Below are 15,254 nucleotides of genomic sequence, written 5' to 3'. Positions count from 1 at the left end.
ATCTGATCCGGGGGGACAGCCATGCGTGATCCGGAACTGGTGTCCTGCGCCCAGCGCGCGGCGACCGAGCTCGAACGAGCCTGGGCGCAGTGGCGCGCGGGCCGGGACAGGGGCAGGGGAATCGACGTCGGTGCGGAGTCCGTGGCCAGCTACGTCGCCCACTCCCTCGACCACCCGTGGGGCCGTCCCCGCGTCGTCCTCGGCCTCGACGCCGAGGACGCCCGGGAGCTCGCCGCGCTGCTGGAGCGGCAGGAGGTGGGCGAACACGTCTGGTGAGGAGCCTCGCTCCAACAGGAGCCGGTCTTGACATAAGCGTCAGGTGAGGACGCCGCTTGACGTAAGTTGGAGCGTATGCGTGCTCTTCCAGCGTCACTCCTCGCCGCCTGCGGCCTGATCGCCACCGCGTGCGGCGGCACCGGCAGCGGTGGCGCCGCGGCGGGTCAGGTCGCCCGAGCGGCCGCGACGACGCCCGCCTCGGCCCCGGCGTCGACGCCGGCTCAGGCGAGGTCTCAGGCCCATGCCAAGCCTCAGGCGGTGGCCGGCCCGCTGGAGGGCAAGACCATCGTCATCGACCCTGGGCACAACGGCGGCAACTACCGCAATCCCACGGCCATCAACCGCAAGGTCAACGTGCTGACCAAGTGGAAGCCGTGTGACACGACGGGCACCGAGACGGCGAGCCACTACACCGAGGCCGCCTTCAGCTGGGACGTCGCCAACCGCATGGTCAAGATCTTGCAGGCCCGCGGCGCCAAGGTGAAGCTGACCAGGAGCGACAACAACAGTGTCGGGCCGTGCATCACGCAGCGGGCCGCCATCGGCAACAAGGCCAAGGCCGACGCCGCGATCTCCGTGCACGGCGACGGCGCCCCGGCCGCCGACCACGGCTTCCACGTCATCATGCCGAAGAAGATCAACGGCCCGGTCGACCCCGTCGTGGCCGACTCGAGCAGGCTGGGCGTGGCCGTGCGCGACGCGTTCAAGAAGGGCACCGGCCTGCCCTACTCCACCTACATCGGCAGCAAGGCCCTCGACTACCGCAACGACCTCGGCGGCCTCAACCTGTCGACCGTGCCGAAGATCTTCATCGAGTGCGGCAACATGCGCAACGCGGGCGAGGCGGCCAAGTTCCAGGATCCCGCGTTCAGGCAGCGGATCGCGGTGGCGCTCGCCGACGGATTGCAGCACTATCTCAAAGCATGATTCCTCGCCCCAATCTGCTGAGTGATCTCTCCGCCTCCTACGAGCTGACCTCGGGCGCGGCCGTCTCGGGGCCCGCTGACCTGGTCGAGGCCGTACGACTGGCGCTCCCGGTGCTCGACCTGCGGCCGGGCGACGCGGGAGCCGTCGACCTGCGGCACGACCCCACCCTCGGGCCGGAGGCGTACCGGCTGGTCGTGGGGTCACGCGGAGTGGAGATCACGGCGGGTGACCGGGCGGGGGCCTTCTACGCGGGACAGTCGCTGCACCAGTTGCTGCCGGACGCGTCCTACCGTTCGGCGTTCTCGGCCGAGGCGGCGTGGATCGTTCCCGGCGTACGGATCGAGGACGCTCCCCGCTTCTCCTGGCGTGGGCTGCACCTCGACGTGGCCAGGCACTTCTTCCCCAAGCGGGAGGTGCTGCGCCTGGTCGATCTGATGGCAATGCACAAGCTCAACCGGCTCCACCTGCATCTGGTCGACGACCAGGGCTGGCGGGTGGAGAGCAGGGCCTATCCGAGGCTGCACGAGGTGTCGTCGCACCGCTCGCGTACCGCGACCAACCACTACCGCGAGCCGGAAACCTACGACGAGATCCCGCACGGCGGCCACTACTCGCTCGACGACCTGGCGGAGATCGCCGCCTACGCGCGGGCCCGCGCCGTCACCGTCGTGCCGGAGATCGACGTGCCGGGGCACGCCCAGGCGATCCTGGCCGCCTATCCGGAGTTCGGGTCCTCCGATGAGGACTACCAGGTGCTGGAGCGGTGGGGCATCACTCCGGCCATCCTGTCTCCCATGCCGCCCACGGTGGAGTTCCTGACCACGATCTTCGACGAGTTGATCGGCGCCATCGGCGAGACCCCATACGTGCACATCGGCGGCGACGAAGTGGTCCTCGACCACTGGGCCGCCTCCCCCGAGATCACCGCCTACCGCGACTCACTGGGCCTGTCGTCCATGGGCGAGTTGCAGGCGTGGTTCCTGCGCCGGCTCGCCGACGTGCTCGCCGATCGCGGCGCGCGGGCGGTCGTGTGGGATGAGGCGTTCGTCAGCGGCGAGCTGCGGCACGACACGCTGGTGATGCCGTGGCGCGGGATGAGCGTCGGCCGCCGGGCCGCCGCGGCGGGCCACGAGGTGATCGCGACGCCGGTGTTCCCGCTGTACTTCGACTACGCGGAGTCCGCGTCGGCCGACGAGCCCGTGGCGATCGGCGACGCGATCACGGTCGCCGACGTCGCGGCCTTCTCCCCCGCCCCGGACGACTGGTCCGAGGAGGAGCGGTCGCGGGTCGTCGGGGCGCAGGCCCAGCTCTGGAGCGAGCGCATCCCTGATCCTCGTACGCTCGACTACCGGGCGTGGCCGCGGGCGTGCGCCCTGGCGGAGGTGGCGTGGGCCGGCTCGGCGGGGAGCGACTTCCCGGCCCGTCTGACCGAGCATCTCGGCCGGCTCGACGCGATCGGGGTGGAGTACCGGCCGCTGGACGGGCCCAAGCCGTGGCAGCGGCGCAGGCCCCACCGGCCCGCCGCCGTACGCGTGGCCGACGTCATGACGCGCCTGGACTCGATGACCCACGACGCGGAGTCGACCAGACCCAGCGTGTGAGCCCTTGCGGGGGAACGGCGGCTCACATCTCCAGGATCATGGTCATGAAGGCCAGCAGGTCGGCCCGGCGACGGAACGGATTGCGATAGAGCGCGGGGCCGCCCTGCCTGATCCGCAGCGCCTCGCGCACGATCCGGTGCCAGCGCTCGTGGAAGGCCTCCAGCGCGTATTCGCCGGCGGCCGACTTCGAGGTCACCTCACCCACCGCGAGCGTCTGGCGCAGGCGGGCGATGCCGAGCACGCCCCACGTGGTCTGGTAGTCGCTCAGCGCGGCCACACCCGGCCAGGAGATCCGCCGGGCACTGCGCTGGACCCACCTGGTCCAGTACGTCGCCAGGTTCTCCCTGGTCGTCCGGGCGAGCGTGTCCCAGTCGGTGTGGATGCCGAGCTGGGCCGCCGCCGGTCCTCGTACCGCCACTCCGCTCTGGGCGAGTACGTGCCAGGTGACCAGGTGCCGCTCGGCCCGTCCCGACTCGGTCAGCCGCCATTCGCGCACCGACGGACCGTCGGGTGCCTGCGCCGGGTCCTTGCGCAGGTCGTCCCAGGTCACGTAGAGGCCGTCGAAGTGCGGCTTGGCCCCGCTGGGCCGCAGCTCGGCGTGGATCGTACGAAGGACCGCTGGATCGGGCGACCGGCTGGTCACGGCGACGAAGTCGACGTCGCTCAGCTGCGGCCGGTAGTCGCCCAGCGCGATCGACCCCTGCAGGTACAGCCCCTCGATCAGACCGGGCGCGTGGCGATCGGCCAGTGCGAGGTAGTCCCGGCAAAGACGCGAGGGTATGTCAGGCAGATCATCGAGCATCCGGGAACCCTAGCAACGCCGGGAAACGCGTGCTGTCCCGTTTCCGGGATCGCATTTTTCAGGTCACGCGCTTCACACCGTACGTTCTCACGTAGCGCGCCTCAGGCCGTGCGGCCGATGGCTTCGGAGATCGAGGTGAGGCCGTGGCGGCGGACGCGGCGGGCCAGCTGCCGGTGGATGCGCGCGGCCCAGAACGGCCCGCCGTAGATCCACCCGGTGTAGCCCTGGACCAGGGTGGCCCCGGCGAGCAGGCGTTCCCACACGTCGTCGACGTCCTCCACGCCGCCCACCGAGACCAGCGTGAGCCGGTCGCCGACGCGGGCCCGCAGCCGGCGCAGCACTTCCAGGGAGCGGGCCTTGAGCGGGCGGCCCGACAGCCCGCCGGTCTCGCCACCGTGCCGGATCGTGGTGTTGGTCGCGATGATCCCGTCGAGTCCCAGCTCCAGCGCCAGGTCGGCGACGGCGTCGACGTCCTCGTCCGCGAGGTCGGGTGCGATCTTCACCAGCAACGGGGTACGGCGCGGTGTGCCGTCCGCGACCAGCTTGACCGAGGCGAGCAGCGGGCGCAGCAGCGACACGGCCTGCAGGTCGCGCAGCCCGGGCGTGTTGGGCGAGCTCACGTTGACCACGAGGTAGTCGGCCAGCGACGCCAGCTCCTTGGCACTGGCCACGTAGTCGGCGACGGCCTCGGACTCGGGCACCACCTTGGTCTTGCCGATGTTGACCCCGACCACCACCGGAACCCCACGGGTGCGGCGCAGGCGGCGCGCCGCGGCGGCCGCCCCGGCGTTGTTGAACCCCATCCGGTTGATGACGGCCCGTCCCGGCACCAGCCTGAACAGCCGGGGCCGGGGGTTGCCGGGCTGGGCGTGCGCGGTGATGGTGCCGACCTCGACATGGCTGAAGCCCAGCGCCGCGACGCCCTCGGCGCAGGCGGCGTCCTTGTCGAACCCGGCGGCCAGGCCGAGCGGTCCGGGGAAGTGCACGCCGAACGCGCTGACGCGCAGAACCGGGTCGTGCGGCGCGAGAGCTCGGTGGAGCAGCCGCTTGAGCAGGGGTAGCGCCGAGAGCAGCGCGAGGGCCCTGACAGTCAGATGGTGCACGGCCTCGGCGTCGAAACGTCGCAAGACCTGCGTGAAGACGAGGCGATACATCAGGGGTCAGGGTACCAATCGCGGTGACTCCCTATATTGACTGGCATGGCACAGCTCAAGATCTACGGTCGGCGGGACGTGTGGGCCGGGCGGCAGCGGGAGCTCTCGGACCTCCTGCACTCCTGCCTGATGAGCGCATGGGGGCTGCCGGAGGACAAGCGGTTCCACCGGTTCCTGCTGCTGGACGCCGAGGACTTCGTGTGCCCGCAGCGCGGCCCGAACTACCTGATCATCGAGGTGGTCTGCTTCACCGGCCGCAGCGACGACGCCAAGCGGGCGCTGATCCGGACGATCTATGAAAGATCTCAGCTCGCCGCCGAGGACGTGGAGATCACGATCATCGAGATGCCCAAGGTCAACTGGGGCATTCGCGGGGTTCCGGCGGACGAGCTGGCGCTGCCGTACAAGGTGGAGGTCTAGGTTCGGCCGGGTCCTTGACACAGGGGCGAGGTTCAGGAGTGGAGTTGGGCGGGCGGTATGGTCCGACTCATGAGCACTCACTATGACGTCGTCGTTCTCGGCGCGGGTCCGGGAGGGTACACGGCCGCGGTCCGCGCCGCCCAGCTCGGGCTGCGCGCAGCGGTCATCGAGGAGAAGTACTGGGGTGGCGTCTGCCTGAACGTGGGCTGCATCCCGTCCAAGGCACTGCTGCGCAACGCCGAGCTCGCGCACATTTTCCACAACGAGGCCAAGACCTTCGGCATCAGCGGCGAGGTCACCTTCGACTACGGCGCCGCCTTCCAGCGCAGCCGCAAGGTGGCCGACGGCCGGGTCAAGGGCGTCCACTACCTGATGAAGAAGAACGCCATCACGGAGTACGACGGCCGCGGCACCTTCCTCGACGCCAACACGATCCAGGTGAACGGCGAGACGATCACCTTTGCCAACTGCATCATCGCCACCGGGGCCAGCACCAGGCTGATCCCGGGCACGTCGCTGTCGGAGCGGGTGGTGACGTACGAGGAGCAGATCATGACCGATCAGCTCCCCGGCAGCATCATCATCGCGGGCGCCGGCGCGATCGGCGTGGAGTTCGCGTACGTCCTGCACAACTACGGCGTCAAGGTGACGATCGTGGAGTTCCTCGACCGGATGGTCCCGCTGGAGGACGCGGAGGTCTCGGCCGAGCTGGCCAAGCGCTACAAGCGGCTCGGCATCGAGGTGCTCACCTCCACCCGCGTCGACGGCATCGAGGACACCGGCGCCACGGTCAAGGTGACCGTCACCCGCGACGGCCAGCAGCAGGTGCTGGAGGCCGACAAGGTGCTGCAGGCCATCGGCTTCGCGCCGCGCGTCGACGGCTACGGCCTGGAGAAGACCGGTGTGGCCCTCACCGACCGGGGCGCGATCGCGATCGACGGCCGGTGCCGGACGAACGTGCCGCACATCTTCGCCATCGGCGACGTCACCGCCAAGCTGATGCTGGCGCACGCCGCCGAGTCCATGGGCATCATCGCCGCCGAGACGATCGGCGAGGCGGAGACCATGGAGCTCGACTACGTGATGATCCCGCGCGCCACCTACTGCCAGCCGCAGGTGGCCAGCTTCGGCTACACCGAGGCGCAGGCCCGTGACCTGGGCTATGACGTGAAGGTGGTCAAGTTCCCGTTCACCGCGAACGGCAAGGCGCACGGCCTGGGCGACGCGAACGGCTTCGTCAAGATCATCAGTGATGACAAGTACGGCGAGCTGCTCGGCGCGCACCTGATCGGCCCGGAGGTGACGGAGCTGCTGCCCGAGCTGACGCTGGCCCAGCAGTGGGACCTCACCGTGCACGAGGTCGCGCGCAACGTCCACGCCCACCCGACGCTCGGCGAGGCGGTCAAGGAAGCGATCCACGGCCTCTCGGGACACATGATCAACATGTAGGGACGTACCTGACGAGATCGGTACGGCCGCCGCCGTACCGATCGTGCCTCGGCTTCTCAAGCTTTGGCGATCGCCTCCCGTACGGCGGGAACCACCTCCCTGGCCCAGCGGCTGAGGATGAGGGGGTCCGGCCCGGCGTGGTTGGCCGAGAAGAGCATGAAGCCCGACGCGCCGTGCTCCAGCACAGCCCCGGTCAGTTCCTCCACCCACTGCTCGACGGAGCCGCCGACCCAGCGGCCGTCGCGGTCACGCGTGGCGGGTAGCGGCCGGTCGGTGATGCTTCCAGGGAAGTTGAAGACCGTGCGGATCTCGCCTGGGTCGCGGCCCACGGCCGCCGCCGCTTCGTCGATGACCGGCCGGGACGCCCGGTATCGCTCGCTGAGCCAGTCCGCCGCGTGACCGGGGATCCAGCCGTCGGCCACCCGCCCGGTCGCGGCCAGGGACTTGCGGCCCACTGATCCGGTCCACACGGGCGGCGCGGCCACGGAGGCCGGCTCGATCTGGCTCACCTGGTAGTGGCGGCCCTGGTAGGTGACCGGGGGGCCGCCGCCCGACAGCAGCTTGACCAGGGTGATCGCCTCCTCGAAGGCGTCCACGGCATCGCCCGGTGACAGCTGCGGCACTCCCATGGCGGCGATGCGCTCCCACAGCCCGCCCGCTCCCATGCCGAGCACGACGCGGCCGCCCGACAGCGCCGACAGCGACGTCACGGTCCGCGCCAGCATGGCCGGCGGCCGGGTCGGCAGATTGGTGACGTTGGCGAAGCCCGCGATGTGCTCCGTGCGTCCCAGGATGAAGCCGAGTGAGGCGTAGGCGTCCAGGCGCTCGCCGATGTAGGGGTGGTCCGACAGCGAGAAGAGGTCGAGCCCGTCGCGGTCGGCTTCCTGGGCCATGCGCAGCAGCTCGGTCATCTCCCCGATGCCGCTGTGCGCGCCGAAGCCGAAGACGACTTTCCTGTCCATAGGATGTTCTGCCTTTCCAGTGATCACCATGCGTACGCCTCGGGCGCGGGCTTGGCCCCGTTCGGGGCGGGCGGCGGGAACAGCTCGTCCAGCTTGGCCAGCGTGCTGTCGTCGAGCGTGATGGACAGCGCGCGGAGCGAGCCGTCGAGCTGCTCGACCGTGCGCGGCCCGATGATCGGCCCGGTCACGCCCTCCTGCGCGAGCAGCCAGGCCAGCCCGACATGGGCCGGGTCCTCGCCGAGGTCGGCGCACAGCCGCTCGTACCTCTCCAGGGTGTCCCGGTGCCTGGCGAGTGTCGAGACCGAGCGTCCCGAGCTGCCGCGGGAGGCGCCGCCCTCCTTCTGCTTGCGCAGGACGCCGCCGAGCACGCCGCCGTGCAGCGGCGACCATGGGATCACGCCCAGCCCGTAATGTCGCGCCGCGGGCAGCACCTCCAGCTCGATCCAGCGGGTCATCAGGTTGTAGATCGACTGCTCGCTGACCAGGCCGAGGAAGTGCCGCGACCGCGCGGCCTCCTGGCCCTGTGCGATGTGCCATCCGGCGAAGTTGGAGGAGCCGAAGTAGAGCACCTTGCCCTGCTCGCGGAGGACGCTGAACGCCTCCCAGATCTCCTCCCACGGCGTCTGCCGGTCGATGTGGTGCATCTGGTACAGGTCGATGTAGTCGGTCCGCAGCCGCCGGAGGGATGCCTCGAACGCGCGCCGGATGTTCAGCGCGGACATGAACCTCTCGTTGGGCCAGGTGCCCGTCGGCAGGTAGAGCTTGGTGGCCAGCACGGTCTTGTCGCGCCGGCCGCCGCCGGTGGCGAACCAGCGGCCGATGATCTGTTCGGTGACGCCTTCGCCCTGCGGCACGCCGTAGACGTTGGCCGTATCGAAGAAGTTGATGCCGTGCTCGTGCGCACGATCCATGATCGTGTGACTGTCGTCTTCCGAGGTGTCCTGCCCGAAGTTCATCGTGCCGAGCACGAGCCGGGACACGGACAGGCCGCTGCGGCCCAGGTGGGTGTATTCCATGTCGTCCAGCCCTTCAGGCCGCGCCGAACTGCTCGGTGAAGCGGCCGGTGAACAGGTCGGCGCCCTTGTACGCCGAGACCGTCGTGGCCGGGACGACGGCCGGGCCGTCGGGTGTGGGGAGCTGGCCGGCGCCTCCGCGCGGGCCGAGCGGGAGCAGGATCATGGGGTGGGCCGCGGCCTGGTAGGTGGCCGTGGGCCGCTCGCCGCGCAGTTGCGCGGTGATGTTCTGCGCCACCACCTCGGCGTGCTGCATCGCGTACCCGGCCATCTTCGCCTCGGGGACGTCGGTGATGTCGCCGATGGCGTAGACGTGGTCGTACCCGTGGACGTTGAGGGTCTCGGTGACGGGGACTTGTCCCTGCGGTGTGCGGGTGGTGATCCGGCCGTCGGCGAGGTAGTCGCTGTTGACGCGCACGCCGTGGGCGCGGAACCAGATGTCGGCGGTGATGTCGTCTCCGCCGGTGGTGGTGACGGTGAAGGTCCCGGCCTGGCCGGGCTCGGTCGCCGGCGGCGCCGTCAGGCCGGTGCCCAGCCGCAGCTCGATGTTCTGCTCGTCGAGCTGGCGGTGCAAGTCTTGGCGCATCTCCGGCTGGAAGGCGGGCAGAAGCTGCTCGGCCGGGTCGACGATGGTCACGTGCTTGTGCGGCCAGACCTCCTTGACCTCTCCTGCCAGCTCCAGGCCGACCGGCCCGGCGCCGAGGATCAGCACCCGCTCGGCGCCGGCCAGCTCCTTGTGGGTGAGGCGGAGGTCGTCCATGACCTCCTCGGTGGAGTCGGCATCGGGCTTGGCCGGGTAGGCGTAGCTGGAGCCGGTGGCCAGGACCACATAGTCCGCCTCGACCCGCTGCCCCGAGGCCAGGGTGACGCCGCCGGGGTCCACCGAGGCCGCACGGTCGCGCAGCACCGTGCCGCGCGTCAGCCACTGCTTGTAGGGGAAGAACATGTTGCTCCCCCACTCAGGCTGGGTCAGCGCCCGCAGCGACCCCGCCGTGTTGATGAACGCCTCCCGTGGGTCGACGAGGATGACGTCCGCCTCGGACTCCAGTGCCTTGGCGACCGCCGAGCCCCCGTAACCGCCACCGATGACAGCGACTGTACGACGCATGATTCACGCTCCCACATTCAATAAGAGTTGCAGTTCGTGATACGAACAATAATAGTTCGCTACACGAACTGCAACTCGCCTCGAAGGCGGCGGGGCGGTTTCACCGCTCGGCGAGGGCCCCTTCGTCGGGCTCCCGGAAGACCATCGGGACCTTGTTGTCCAGCACGACGCGGCCGAGCAGGCCGGCGAGCGTGTCACGTTCGGCGGCGTCGAGCCCTCCCGTCAGCTGCTCGATGCGCCGGCAGGTCTCGACATAGAACTCCTTCGCGAGCCTGTCTCCGCGCCGGGTGAGCGCGACCCGCACCGCACGGGAGTCCTGCGGGTCCGGCTTGCGCTCGACCAGGCCGTTGCGCTCGGTGCGGTCCACCAGGCCGGTCAGGCTCGACTTCGCCAGCCCCAGCGTCGCGCCCAGTTCACTCATGCCGTACGGCTGCGGCATCAGCACGCACAGCAACTGCCCCTGCTGCGAGGTGAGGCCGTACTCCCGGGCGGACTCGGCGTACACGGCGTTCACCAGGAACGTGGACCGCACCAGCCCGGCCACAGCCCCGATCTGGCCATCGTCATCTTTAACCACTCGATCAGGGTAACATCGAAACACCAGACAGTTCGTGAGGCGAACTAGGGCTTTCTTCGGCCAGCACGAGAGCGGCGGCGCAGGACAGGCTGCGCACGTGGTTCCAGCGCGGCGAGTACGCCGGCCAGTCCATGTCGCCGGCCTCCAGCGCGTTGGTCCGAGGTCATAGGTGGCGTGCTACCGAAAACCACACCACACGATCAACATGTGACGGAGCACTCGGACAAGGCGCTTATTCGCGGCTAACACCCGACCAGCCACGCTCGACCCATGCGAGTGCTTGTCGTGGAGGACGAGGAAGAGCTGGCCGACGCGGTCGCGCGCGGACTGCGGCTGCACGCGATCGCCGTCGACGTGGCCTACGACGGGCAGGAGGCGCTGAACCTGGCCTCGTACGTCGACTACGACGTCGTCGTCCTCGACCGCGACCTGCCCGAGGTGCACGGCGACGACGTCTGTGGCGAGCTGGCGAGCGCCAGCCGGATCCTCATGCTGACCGCCGCAGGGCAGGTCCGCGACCGGGTCGACGGGCTGTCGCTGGGGGCCGACGACTACCTGGTCAAGCCGTTCGCGTTCGCCGAGCTGGTGGCCAGGATCCGGACGCTCGCCCGCCGGTCGTCCCGGGTCGCGCCGACGCCGCTGGAGCGGGCCGGGATCCGGCTCGATCCCGGCCGCCGTACGGTGACCAGGGACGAGCGGGCGGTCGCGCTGAACCGCAAGGAGTTCGACGTCCTGGAGCAGCTGCTGCTGGCCGGAGGCGACCTCGTCACCTCCGCCGAGCTGCGCCGGCGCGTCTGGGACGAGCACGCCGACACGGGCACCGGTGTGCTGCGCGTCACGATCACGTCGCTGCGCAGGAAACTGGGCGCGCCGCTCGCGGTCCAGAACGTCCCCGGCAAGGGCTACCGGCTGTGACGCGGCCCTGGCCGTGGGAGCGGCTCGGGCTGCGCATGCGGCTGGCCCTGTTGTACGGCGGGCTGTTCTTCGTCGCCGGGTCGATGCTGCTCTGGGTCACCTACCTGCTGACCGCCCAGGCGATGAACACGCAGTTCGTCACCAAGTTCGGCGGCCGTCTGATCACCGGTACGGAGGACCTGCCGCCCGACGCCGGCTCGCCCGTCAAACAGGTGCGGGTCGACGTGGAGCAGGGCGCGGCCACCGTGCTGAGCGACATGCTGCGGTCCTCGATCGTGATCATGATCGTGATCGGGGTCATCGCGTTCGTGCTCGGCTATCTGGTGGCTGATCGGGCGTTGCGGCCGTTGGATCGGGTGACGGAGACGGCGCGGCGGTTGTCGGAGAGTACGTTGCATGAGCGGATCGGGTTGCGGGGTCCGCGGGATGAGGTCAAGCGGTTGGCCGATACGTTCGACGCGATGTTGGATCGGTTGCATCGGGTGTTCGAGGCGCAGCGGCGGTTCATCGGTAATGCCTCGCATGAGTTGCGTACGCCGTTGGCGATCAATCGCACGATTTTGGAGGTGTCGCTGGAGGATCCGGCGGCCTCTCCGGATCTGAAGGCGCTGGCTCGTGCGTTGCTGGGGACCAACGCGCGTTATGAGCGGTTGATCGAGGGGTTGCTGCTGCTGGCCCAGTCGGAGCAGGAGCTCGCCGTCCGCAAGCCCGTGGAACTGCCGCGGATCGTACGAACCGTGCTGGAGCAGATCGAGCTCGCCTCCACGAAGCGGCACATCACCGTGCACCAGGATGTGCGGCAGGCCGTGGCTGTGGGCGACCCGCTGTTCCTGGAGCGTTGTGTGTTCAACCTGCTGGAGAACGCGATCAAGTACAACGTCCGCGACGGGGAGGTGTGGTTGAGTCTGCGGCAGGAGGGTGACGAGGCGGTGGTCGTGGTGGAGAACACCGGGCCGCAGGTCTCGCCGTACGAGGTGGACGACCTGTTCGAGCCGTTCCGCCGGCTGCAGGGCGACCGGGTGCGGTCGGCGCGCGGCGCGGGGCTGGGACTGTCGATCGTCCGGGCCATCGTCGACGCGCACGGCGGCACGGTGACGGCCGTGGGCCGGCCGGAAGGCGGCCTGGCGGTGACCGTACGGCTGGCGGGCGCGGCTCACGTGACCGCCGGCCGCGCACGAGGGCGGTCACTGGAGACCGCACCCTGAGTTGCGCGAATTGTCGAGGTTGTGTAGGGGTGGGCTGCCCGTTCGTTTGAGGAAAGGTCGTCCATGGGACAGGAACCCGACGGTCAGGGGAGCTCGACGGCTTCGGTGCGGAGCTCTCACCTGTGGCGGCTGGAAGCGTCGCCGTCCACCTTGGAGACGATCGCCGACTCCTGGCGGGCGCTGGGGACCAAGGCGTCCTCGGCGGAGGGCAAGGTCCATGACGCGGCACAGGCCGTCTTCAACAAGGACGAGTGGGTCGGCGACTCCGCTGACGCCTTCAACAAGTACCGCAAGAGGCTGACCAGCGACATGGAGCTGTTCAGCGCCCAGGCGGGGAACGTCGGCGGCGTGCTCGACAGCATGGCCTCCGTCCTCCAGACGTACCAGAGCCTGCTCGACGACGAGTGGGACAAGCTCAAGCACGTACCCGTGACCGAGGATCTGAACGGCCTGACCTTCCGCCCGAAGAACGCCGACCAGGCCACCCTGGTCCGTACGGCGATCACCACCGCCACCGAGATACGCGTGCGGCTCGACGACCTGCTCGACGCCAAGCGTCAGGAACTCACCTACTACAAGGAGCAGTTCGACGCGCACGCCAAGCAGTGGAAGCCGCGCACGCTGACCATGCTCAACCTCAACGTGGGTCAGGGCGCGGGCAACGCCTGGCGCGACAAGAACGGCACGGACCCCGAAGACATCCCCGGCATGGCCAAGCTGATCGCCGGCTCGGGCGCCGACGTCGTGACCCTCCAGGAGGTCTTCAAGAAGGACATCGACGCGGGCTTCAAGGCGAACAGCGCCTTCGACCTCAAGCACAGCCTCGAGCGGGAGACCGGCGTCAAGTGGGAGGTCCGGTTCGAGGAGGCGAGCAGGAAGTACCAGGCGAGCGACTCCATCCCGATCCTGGGCGACAGCTGGCACCAGCCGTTCGGCAACGCGGTCCTCGTACGGCAGGGCGACGCCATCGAGAGCGTCGGCGGCGGCGAGAACATCAAGCTCGACGCTCCCGGCAGCACGATCACACTGCCGGGGAACGCGCCCGGCATGGGCAACGTCGAGATCGAGGACGGCGAGGGGCGGTCGGCGGCCAAGACGGAGATCAGATTCAAGCCCCGGTAGGCAAAATCGCGTCACCAGTCGGGGATGATCAGGTCCACCTTCTGCCCGTCGTGGTCGGAGCTGCCCCCGTCGACCAACTGCGGCCGGCCGCCGAACTCGACGCTCGGTGAGCCGATCACGTGGTCGATGCGTGTGCCCGTCGGCGACGTGCCGGCGATGGCGCCGTCGGGGGTGCTCGCGCCCGAGTAGACGGTGTAGCCCTCCTGGGCGAAGCCGGCGATGGACTGCGGTCCCGCCTTCTTCGAATCGGTCTGGCCGTCCTCTGTGATCGCGTTGAGGTCGGCCCCGATCACGGAGGGGCCGTCGATCGAGTCGTGCAGCTTGTCGATCTGCATGGCGCGTACGGTCTCGTCGTTCCCGTGCAGACCGTGGCTGTGGACGTGGGCGCTGTAGACGTCCAGCGACTTGGCCGAGTTGGCGCAGATACGGTCGGCCTCTTCGTGATCTGTGGTCCTGAAGACCTGGATCACCTTGCGCAGGCGCTTCTCGTCTCTGTCGAGCAGGGCGCCGAGCAACTCGGAGGCGTCGGCGGCGGCGGTCAGGGTGTCGGCGTAGTCAGAGCCGCAGCTGACGGCTTTGGAGGTGTTGCCGAAGGCGTTGAACCCCGGCACGGAAGGAACCGGGACGTAGGTGACCGGCGAGAGCGCCTCGCTCAGCTTCTTGCTTCCCTCCGCCACGTCGTCGACCGCCTTGAGCACACCGTCGGCGATCGTGCCGACGCGGTCGTACTTCATCCCCGCTTCATCGCCCATGACGGCTGAGCCTAGGCCATCTGTGAGTGATCAGTCCGGATCCATCCCGAATTCGGCCTGGGCCGCCTGCGCGACCTGCACGGATTTGGGCAGGTAGGCGGCATAGAAGTCCTTGCCGCACTCAAGGTCGTCGAGGGCCATCTTGACCTCCTTGGCCAGATAGCGCCGCGCGTCCGCGTCCGGCAGGTGGGTCGGCTGGTACCACGGCCCGGTGGAGGTGTAGGGGGGAATGTCACGGCCGCCCTCCTTGCGGGCCAGCTCGTGCAGCTCCTTCATGAACGTCAGCTGACCCCAGGTCTCCATGTTGATCGGATTCTTGGCGGCCGCCTGGTAGCCCTTTGCGGCCATGCAGTCGGCCATGGCCGAGGCGAGCTCCACGAGGCGCGGGTCGCCGTCGAGCTCACGCTTCTCTCGTTGCTCCACCAGCTTGTCCACCTGCTCGAACCAGTCCTGTTCTGACTTCACGCTCTTGCCGGTGATCTGCTTGATCGCCTGGGCCTGGCAGGCCTTCAGCGCCTTGCCGTACGCCTTCTGCTGGGCGGGTGAGAGATCCCTTTTGATCATGACGTTGGGGTCCGGCCCGGACCGATCGATCGTCTCCGTTTCCTGGTGATAGACCAGGTTGGAGAACACGTTGAAGCCCCACTTCGACCGGTGGGCCTTCATCGCCGCGTAGTCCCCGCTGGCGGCTTTCTCCTGGTCCGGACTGAGGAAGGTGCCTTCCATCACGAAGGCGGTGTAGCGGAAGCCCTTTCCCTTCATGCAGTCCGCTTTTACCGCCTCGATCCGCGCCTTGTTGTCCTGCTTGGGAGTCGGCGACGGCTGGCTCGCGACCCTGGTGTCGCCGCACCCGGCCAGCAGGGCAAGGGTCGCTGCCGCCAAGGCGAGTAGTGATCTCTTCAGCACGCGGAGGACTATAGTCCGTAAAACGTAGCATGGTCAAAGAGCCTGGCGCGCTTCCTCCACCGAGC

Annotated in this window: 16 protein-coding genes; 8 read left to right on the top strand and 8 right to left on the bottom strand. The window is 69.0% G+C overall.

Annotation, left to right across the window (positions count from 1 at the left end; translation table 11 throughout):
• Positions 1-21: 21 nt before the first annotated feature.
• The 3 genes from ACGFJ2_RS23080 to ACGFJ2_RS23070 all read left to right on the top strand — a co-directional run bounded on the left by ACGFJ2_RS23080 (position 22) and on the right by ACGFJ2_RS23070 (position 2,804).
• Positions 22-276 carry a hypothetical protein gene (locus tag ACGFJ2_RS23080; protein ID WP_225301664.1) on the top strand — a complete coding sequence of 85 codons (255 nt, stop codon included), beginning with the start codon at positions 22-24 and terminating at the stop codon, positions 274-276.
• A 75-nt stretch (positions 277-351) separates the two neighbouring features.
• Positions 352-1,203 (top strand): N-acetylmuramoyl-L-alanine amidase, encoded by an 852-nt coding sequence (locus ACGFJ2_RS23075; protein ID WP_393471329.1) that lies wholly within the window; start codon positions 352-354, stop codon positions 1,201-1,203.
• Positions 1,200-2,804: a beta-N-acetylhexosaminidase gene (locus ACGFJ2_RS23070; protein ID WP_393471327.1), complete on the top strand. Its 1,605-nt coding sequence runs from the start codon at positions 1,200-1,202 to the stop codon at positions 2,802-2,804. Before ACGFJ2_RS23075 ends, ACGFJ2_RS23070 begins: the two co-directional genes overlap by 4 nt.
• A 22-nt stretch (positions 2,805-2,826) precedes the next feature.
• Here ACGFJ2_RS23070 and ACGFJ2_RS23065 read toward each other — a convergent pair whose 3' ends face one another.
• Positions 2,827-3,606 (bottom strand): aminoglycoside adenylyltransferase domain-containing protein, encoded by a 780-nt coding sequence (locus ACGFJ2_RS23065; RefSeq protein ID WP_357939620.1) that lies wholly within the window; start codon positions 3,604-3,606, stop codon positions 2,827-2,829.
• 101 nt (positions 3,607-3,707) lie between these two features.
• Positions 3,708-4,760: a quinone-dependent dihydroorotate dehydrogenase gene (locus ACGFJ2_RS23060; RefSeq protein ID WP_357939618.1), complete on the bottom strand. Its 1,053-nt coding sequence runs from the start codon at positions 4,758-4,760 to the stop codon at positions 3,708-3,710.
• 45 nt (positions 4,761-4,805) lie between these two features.
• Here ACGFJ2_RS23060 and ACGFJ2_RS23055 point away from each other — a divergent pair, with 45 nt between their 5' ends.
• Positions 4,806-5,180: a tautomerase family protein gene (locus tag ACGFJ2_RS23055; RefSeq protein ID WP_357939616.1), complete on the top strand. Its 375-nt coding sequence runs from the start codon at positions 4,806-4,808 to the stop codon at positions 5,178-5,180.
• 69 nt (positions 5,181-5,249) lie between these two features.
• A complete protein-coding gene (lpdA, locus tag ACGFJ2_RS23050) occupies positions 5,250-6,629 on the top strand; it encodes a dihydrolipoyl dehydrogenase (RefSeq protein ID WP_357939614.1) in 1,380 nt (459 codons plus the stop codon).
• A 56-nt stretch (positions 6,630-6,685) separates the two neighbouring features.
• Here the strand turns inward: lpdA and ACGFJ2_RS23045 are convergent, their stop codons facing one another.
• The 4 genes from ACGFJ2_RS23045 to ACGFJ2_RS23030 all read right to left on the bottom strand — a co-directional run bounded on the left by ACGFJ2_RS23045 (position 6,686) and on the right by ACGFJ2_RS23030 (position 10,289).
• The gene (locus ACGFJ2_RS23045; RefSeq protein WP_364014066.1) at positions 6,686-7,591 is read right to left on the bottom strand and encodes an LLM class flavin-dependent oxidoreductase; all 906 of its coding nucleotides are present in this window, start codon (positions 7,589-7,591) and stop codon (positions 6,686-6,688) included.
• A gap of 23 nt (positions 7,592-7,614) precedes the next feature.
• Positions 7,615-8,607, bottom strand: coding sequence for an aldo/keto reductase (locus ACGFJ2_RS23040; protein ID WP_393471321.1), 993 nt, complete (start codon positions 8,605-8,607; stop codon positions 7,615-7,617).
• Between the two features lie 13 nt (positions 8,608-8,620).
• A complete protein-coding gene (locus ACGFJ2_RS23035; RefSeq protein ID WP_364014060.1) occupies positions 8,621-9,712 on the bottom strand; it encodes an FAD-dependent oxidoreductase in 1,092 nt (363 codons plus the stop codon).
• A 100-nt stretch (positions 9,713-9,812) separates the two neighbouring features.
• On the bottom strand, positions 9,813-10,289 hold the full coding sequence (locus ACGFJ2_RS23030) for a MarR family winged helix-turn-helix transcriptional regulator (RefSeq protein WP_393471317.1): 477 nt from the start codon (positions 10,287-10,289) through the stop codon (positions 9,813-9,815).
• 270 nt (positions 10,290-10,559) lie between these two features.
• Between ACGFJ2_RS23030 and ACGFJ2_RS23025 the strand changes: the two genes are divergently transcribed.
• The 3 genes from ACGFJ2_RS23025 to ACGFJ2_RS23015 all read left to right on the top strand — a co-directional run bounded on the left by ACGFJ2_RS23025 (position 10,560) and on the right by ACGFJ2_RS23015 (position 13,531).
• A complete protein-coding gene (locus tag ACGFJ2_RS23025) occupies positions 10,560-11,204 on the top strand; it encodes a response regulator transcription factor (RefSeq protein ID WP_357939612.1) in 645 nt (214 codons plus the stop codon).
• Entirely contained in the window at positions 11,201-12,409 is a 1,209-nt protein-coding gene (locus tag ACGFJ2_RS23020; RefSeq protein WP_393471314.1) for a sensor histidine kinase, read from the top strand. The genes ACGFJ2_RS23025 and ACGFJ2_RS23020 overlap by 4 nt, the downstream gene beginning before the upstream one ends.
• A gap of 105 nt (positions 12,410-12,514) precedes the next feature.
• Complete coding sequence (locus ACGFJ2_RS23015; protein WP_393471311.1) at positions 12,515-13,531, top strand: hypothetical protein; 1,017 nt, start codon at positions 12,515-12,517, stop codon at positions 13,529-13,531.
• Positions 13,532-13,542: 11 nt separating this feature from the next.
• Here the strand turns inward: ACGFJ2_RS23015 and ACGFJ2_RS23010 are convergent, their stop codons facing one another.
• Together ACGFJ2_RS23010 and ACGFJ2_RS23005 are read right to left on the bottom strand one after the other, a co-directional pair.
• Positions 13,543-14,283, bottom strand: coding sequence for an endonuclease/exonuclease/phosphatase family protein (locus ACGFJ2_RS23010; protein WP_358192424.1), 741 nt, complete (start codon positions 14,281-14,283; stop codon positions 13,543-13,545).
• 30 nt (positions 14,284-14,313) lie between these two features.
• A complete protein-coding gene (locus tag ACGFJ2_RS23005) occupies positions 14,314-15,189 on the bottom strand; it encodes a hypothetical protein (protein ID WP_393471308.1) in 876 nt (291 codons plus the stop codon).
• Positions 15,190-15,254 lie beyond the last annotated feature (65 nt).

The organism is Nonomuraea sp. NPDC049028, assembly GCF_043197735.1.
In the GTDB taxonomy this organism is placed as follows: Bacteria; Actinomycetota; Actinomycetes; order Streptosporangiales; family Streptosporangiaceae; genus Nonomuraea.
This window is presented reverse-complemented; position numbering and strand designations above follow the sequence as displayed.

Coding starts and splice junctions, on each gene's coding strand:
- ACGFJ2_RS23075 (WP_393471329.1), top strand. CDS start 352: ATGCGTGCTCTTCCAGCGTCACTCCTCGCCGCCTGCGGCCTGATCGCC.
- ACGFJ2_RS23065 (WP_357939620.1), bottom strand. CDS start 3,606: ATGCTCGATGATCTGCCTGACATACCCTCGCGTCTTTGCCGGGACTAC.
- ACGFJ2_RS23040 (WP_393471321.1), bottom strand. CDS start 8,607: ATGGAATACACCCACCTGGGCCGCAGCGGCCTGTCCGTGTCCCGGCTC.
- ACGFJ2_RS23080 (WP_225301664.1), top strand. CDS start 22: ATGCGTGATCCGGAACTGGTGTCCTGCGCCCAGCGCGCGGCGACCGAG.
- lpdA (WP_357939614.1), top strand. CDS start 5,250: ATGAGCACTCACTATGACGTCGTCGTTCTCGGCGCGGGTCCGGGAGGG.
- ACGFJ2_RS23060 (WP_357939618.1), bottom strand. CDS start 4,760: ATGTATCGCCTCGTCTTCACGCAGGTCTTGCGACGTTTCGACGCCGAG.
- ACGFJ2_RS23045 (WP_364014066.1), bottom strand. CDS start 7,591: ATGGACAGGAAAGTCGTCTTCGGCTTCGGCGCGCACAGCGGCATCGGG.
- ACGFJ2_RS23025 (WP_357939612.1), top strand. CDS start 10,560: ATGCGAGTGCTTGTCGTGGAGGACGAGGAAGAGCTGGCCGACGCGGTC.
- ACGFJ2_RS23035 (WP_364014060.1), bottom strand. CDS start 9,712: ATGCGTCGTACAGTCGCTGTCATCGGTGGCGGTTACGGGGGCTCGGCG.
- ACGFJ2_RS23010 (WP_358192424.1), bottom strand. CDS start 14,283: ATGGGCGATGAAGCGGGGATGAAGTACGACCGCGTCGGCACGATCGCC.
- ACGFJ2_RS23070 (WP_393471327.1), top strand. CDS start 1,200: ATGATTCCTCGCCCCAATCTGCTGAGTGATCTCTCCGCCTCCTACGAG.
- ACGFJ2_RS23055 (WP_357939616.1), top strand. CDS start 4,806: ATGGCACAGCTCAAGATCTACGGTCGGCGGGACGTGTGGGCCGGGCGG.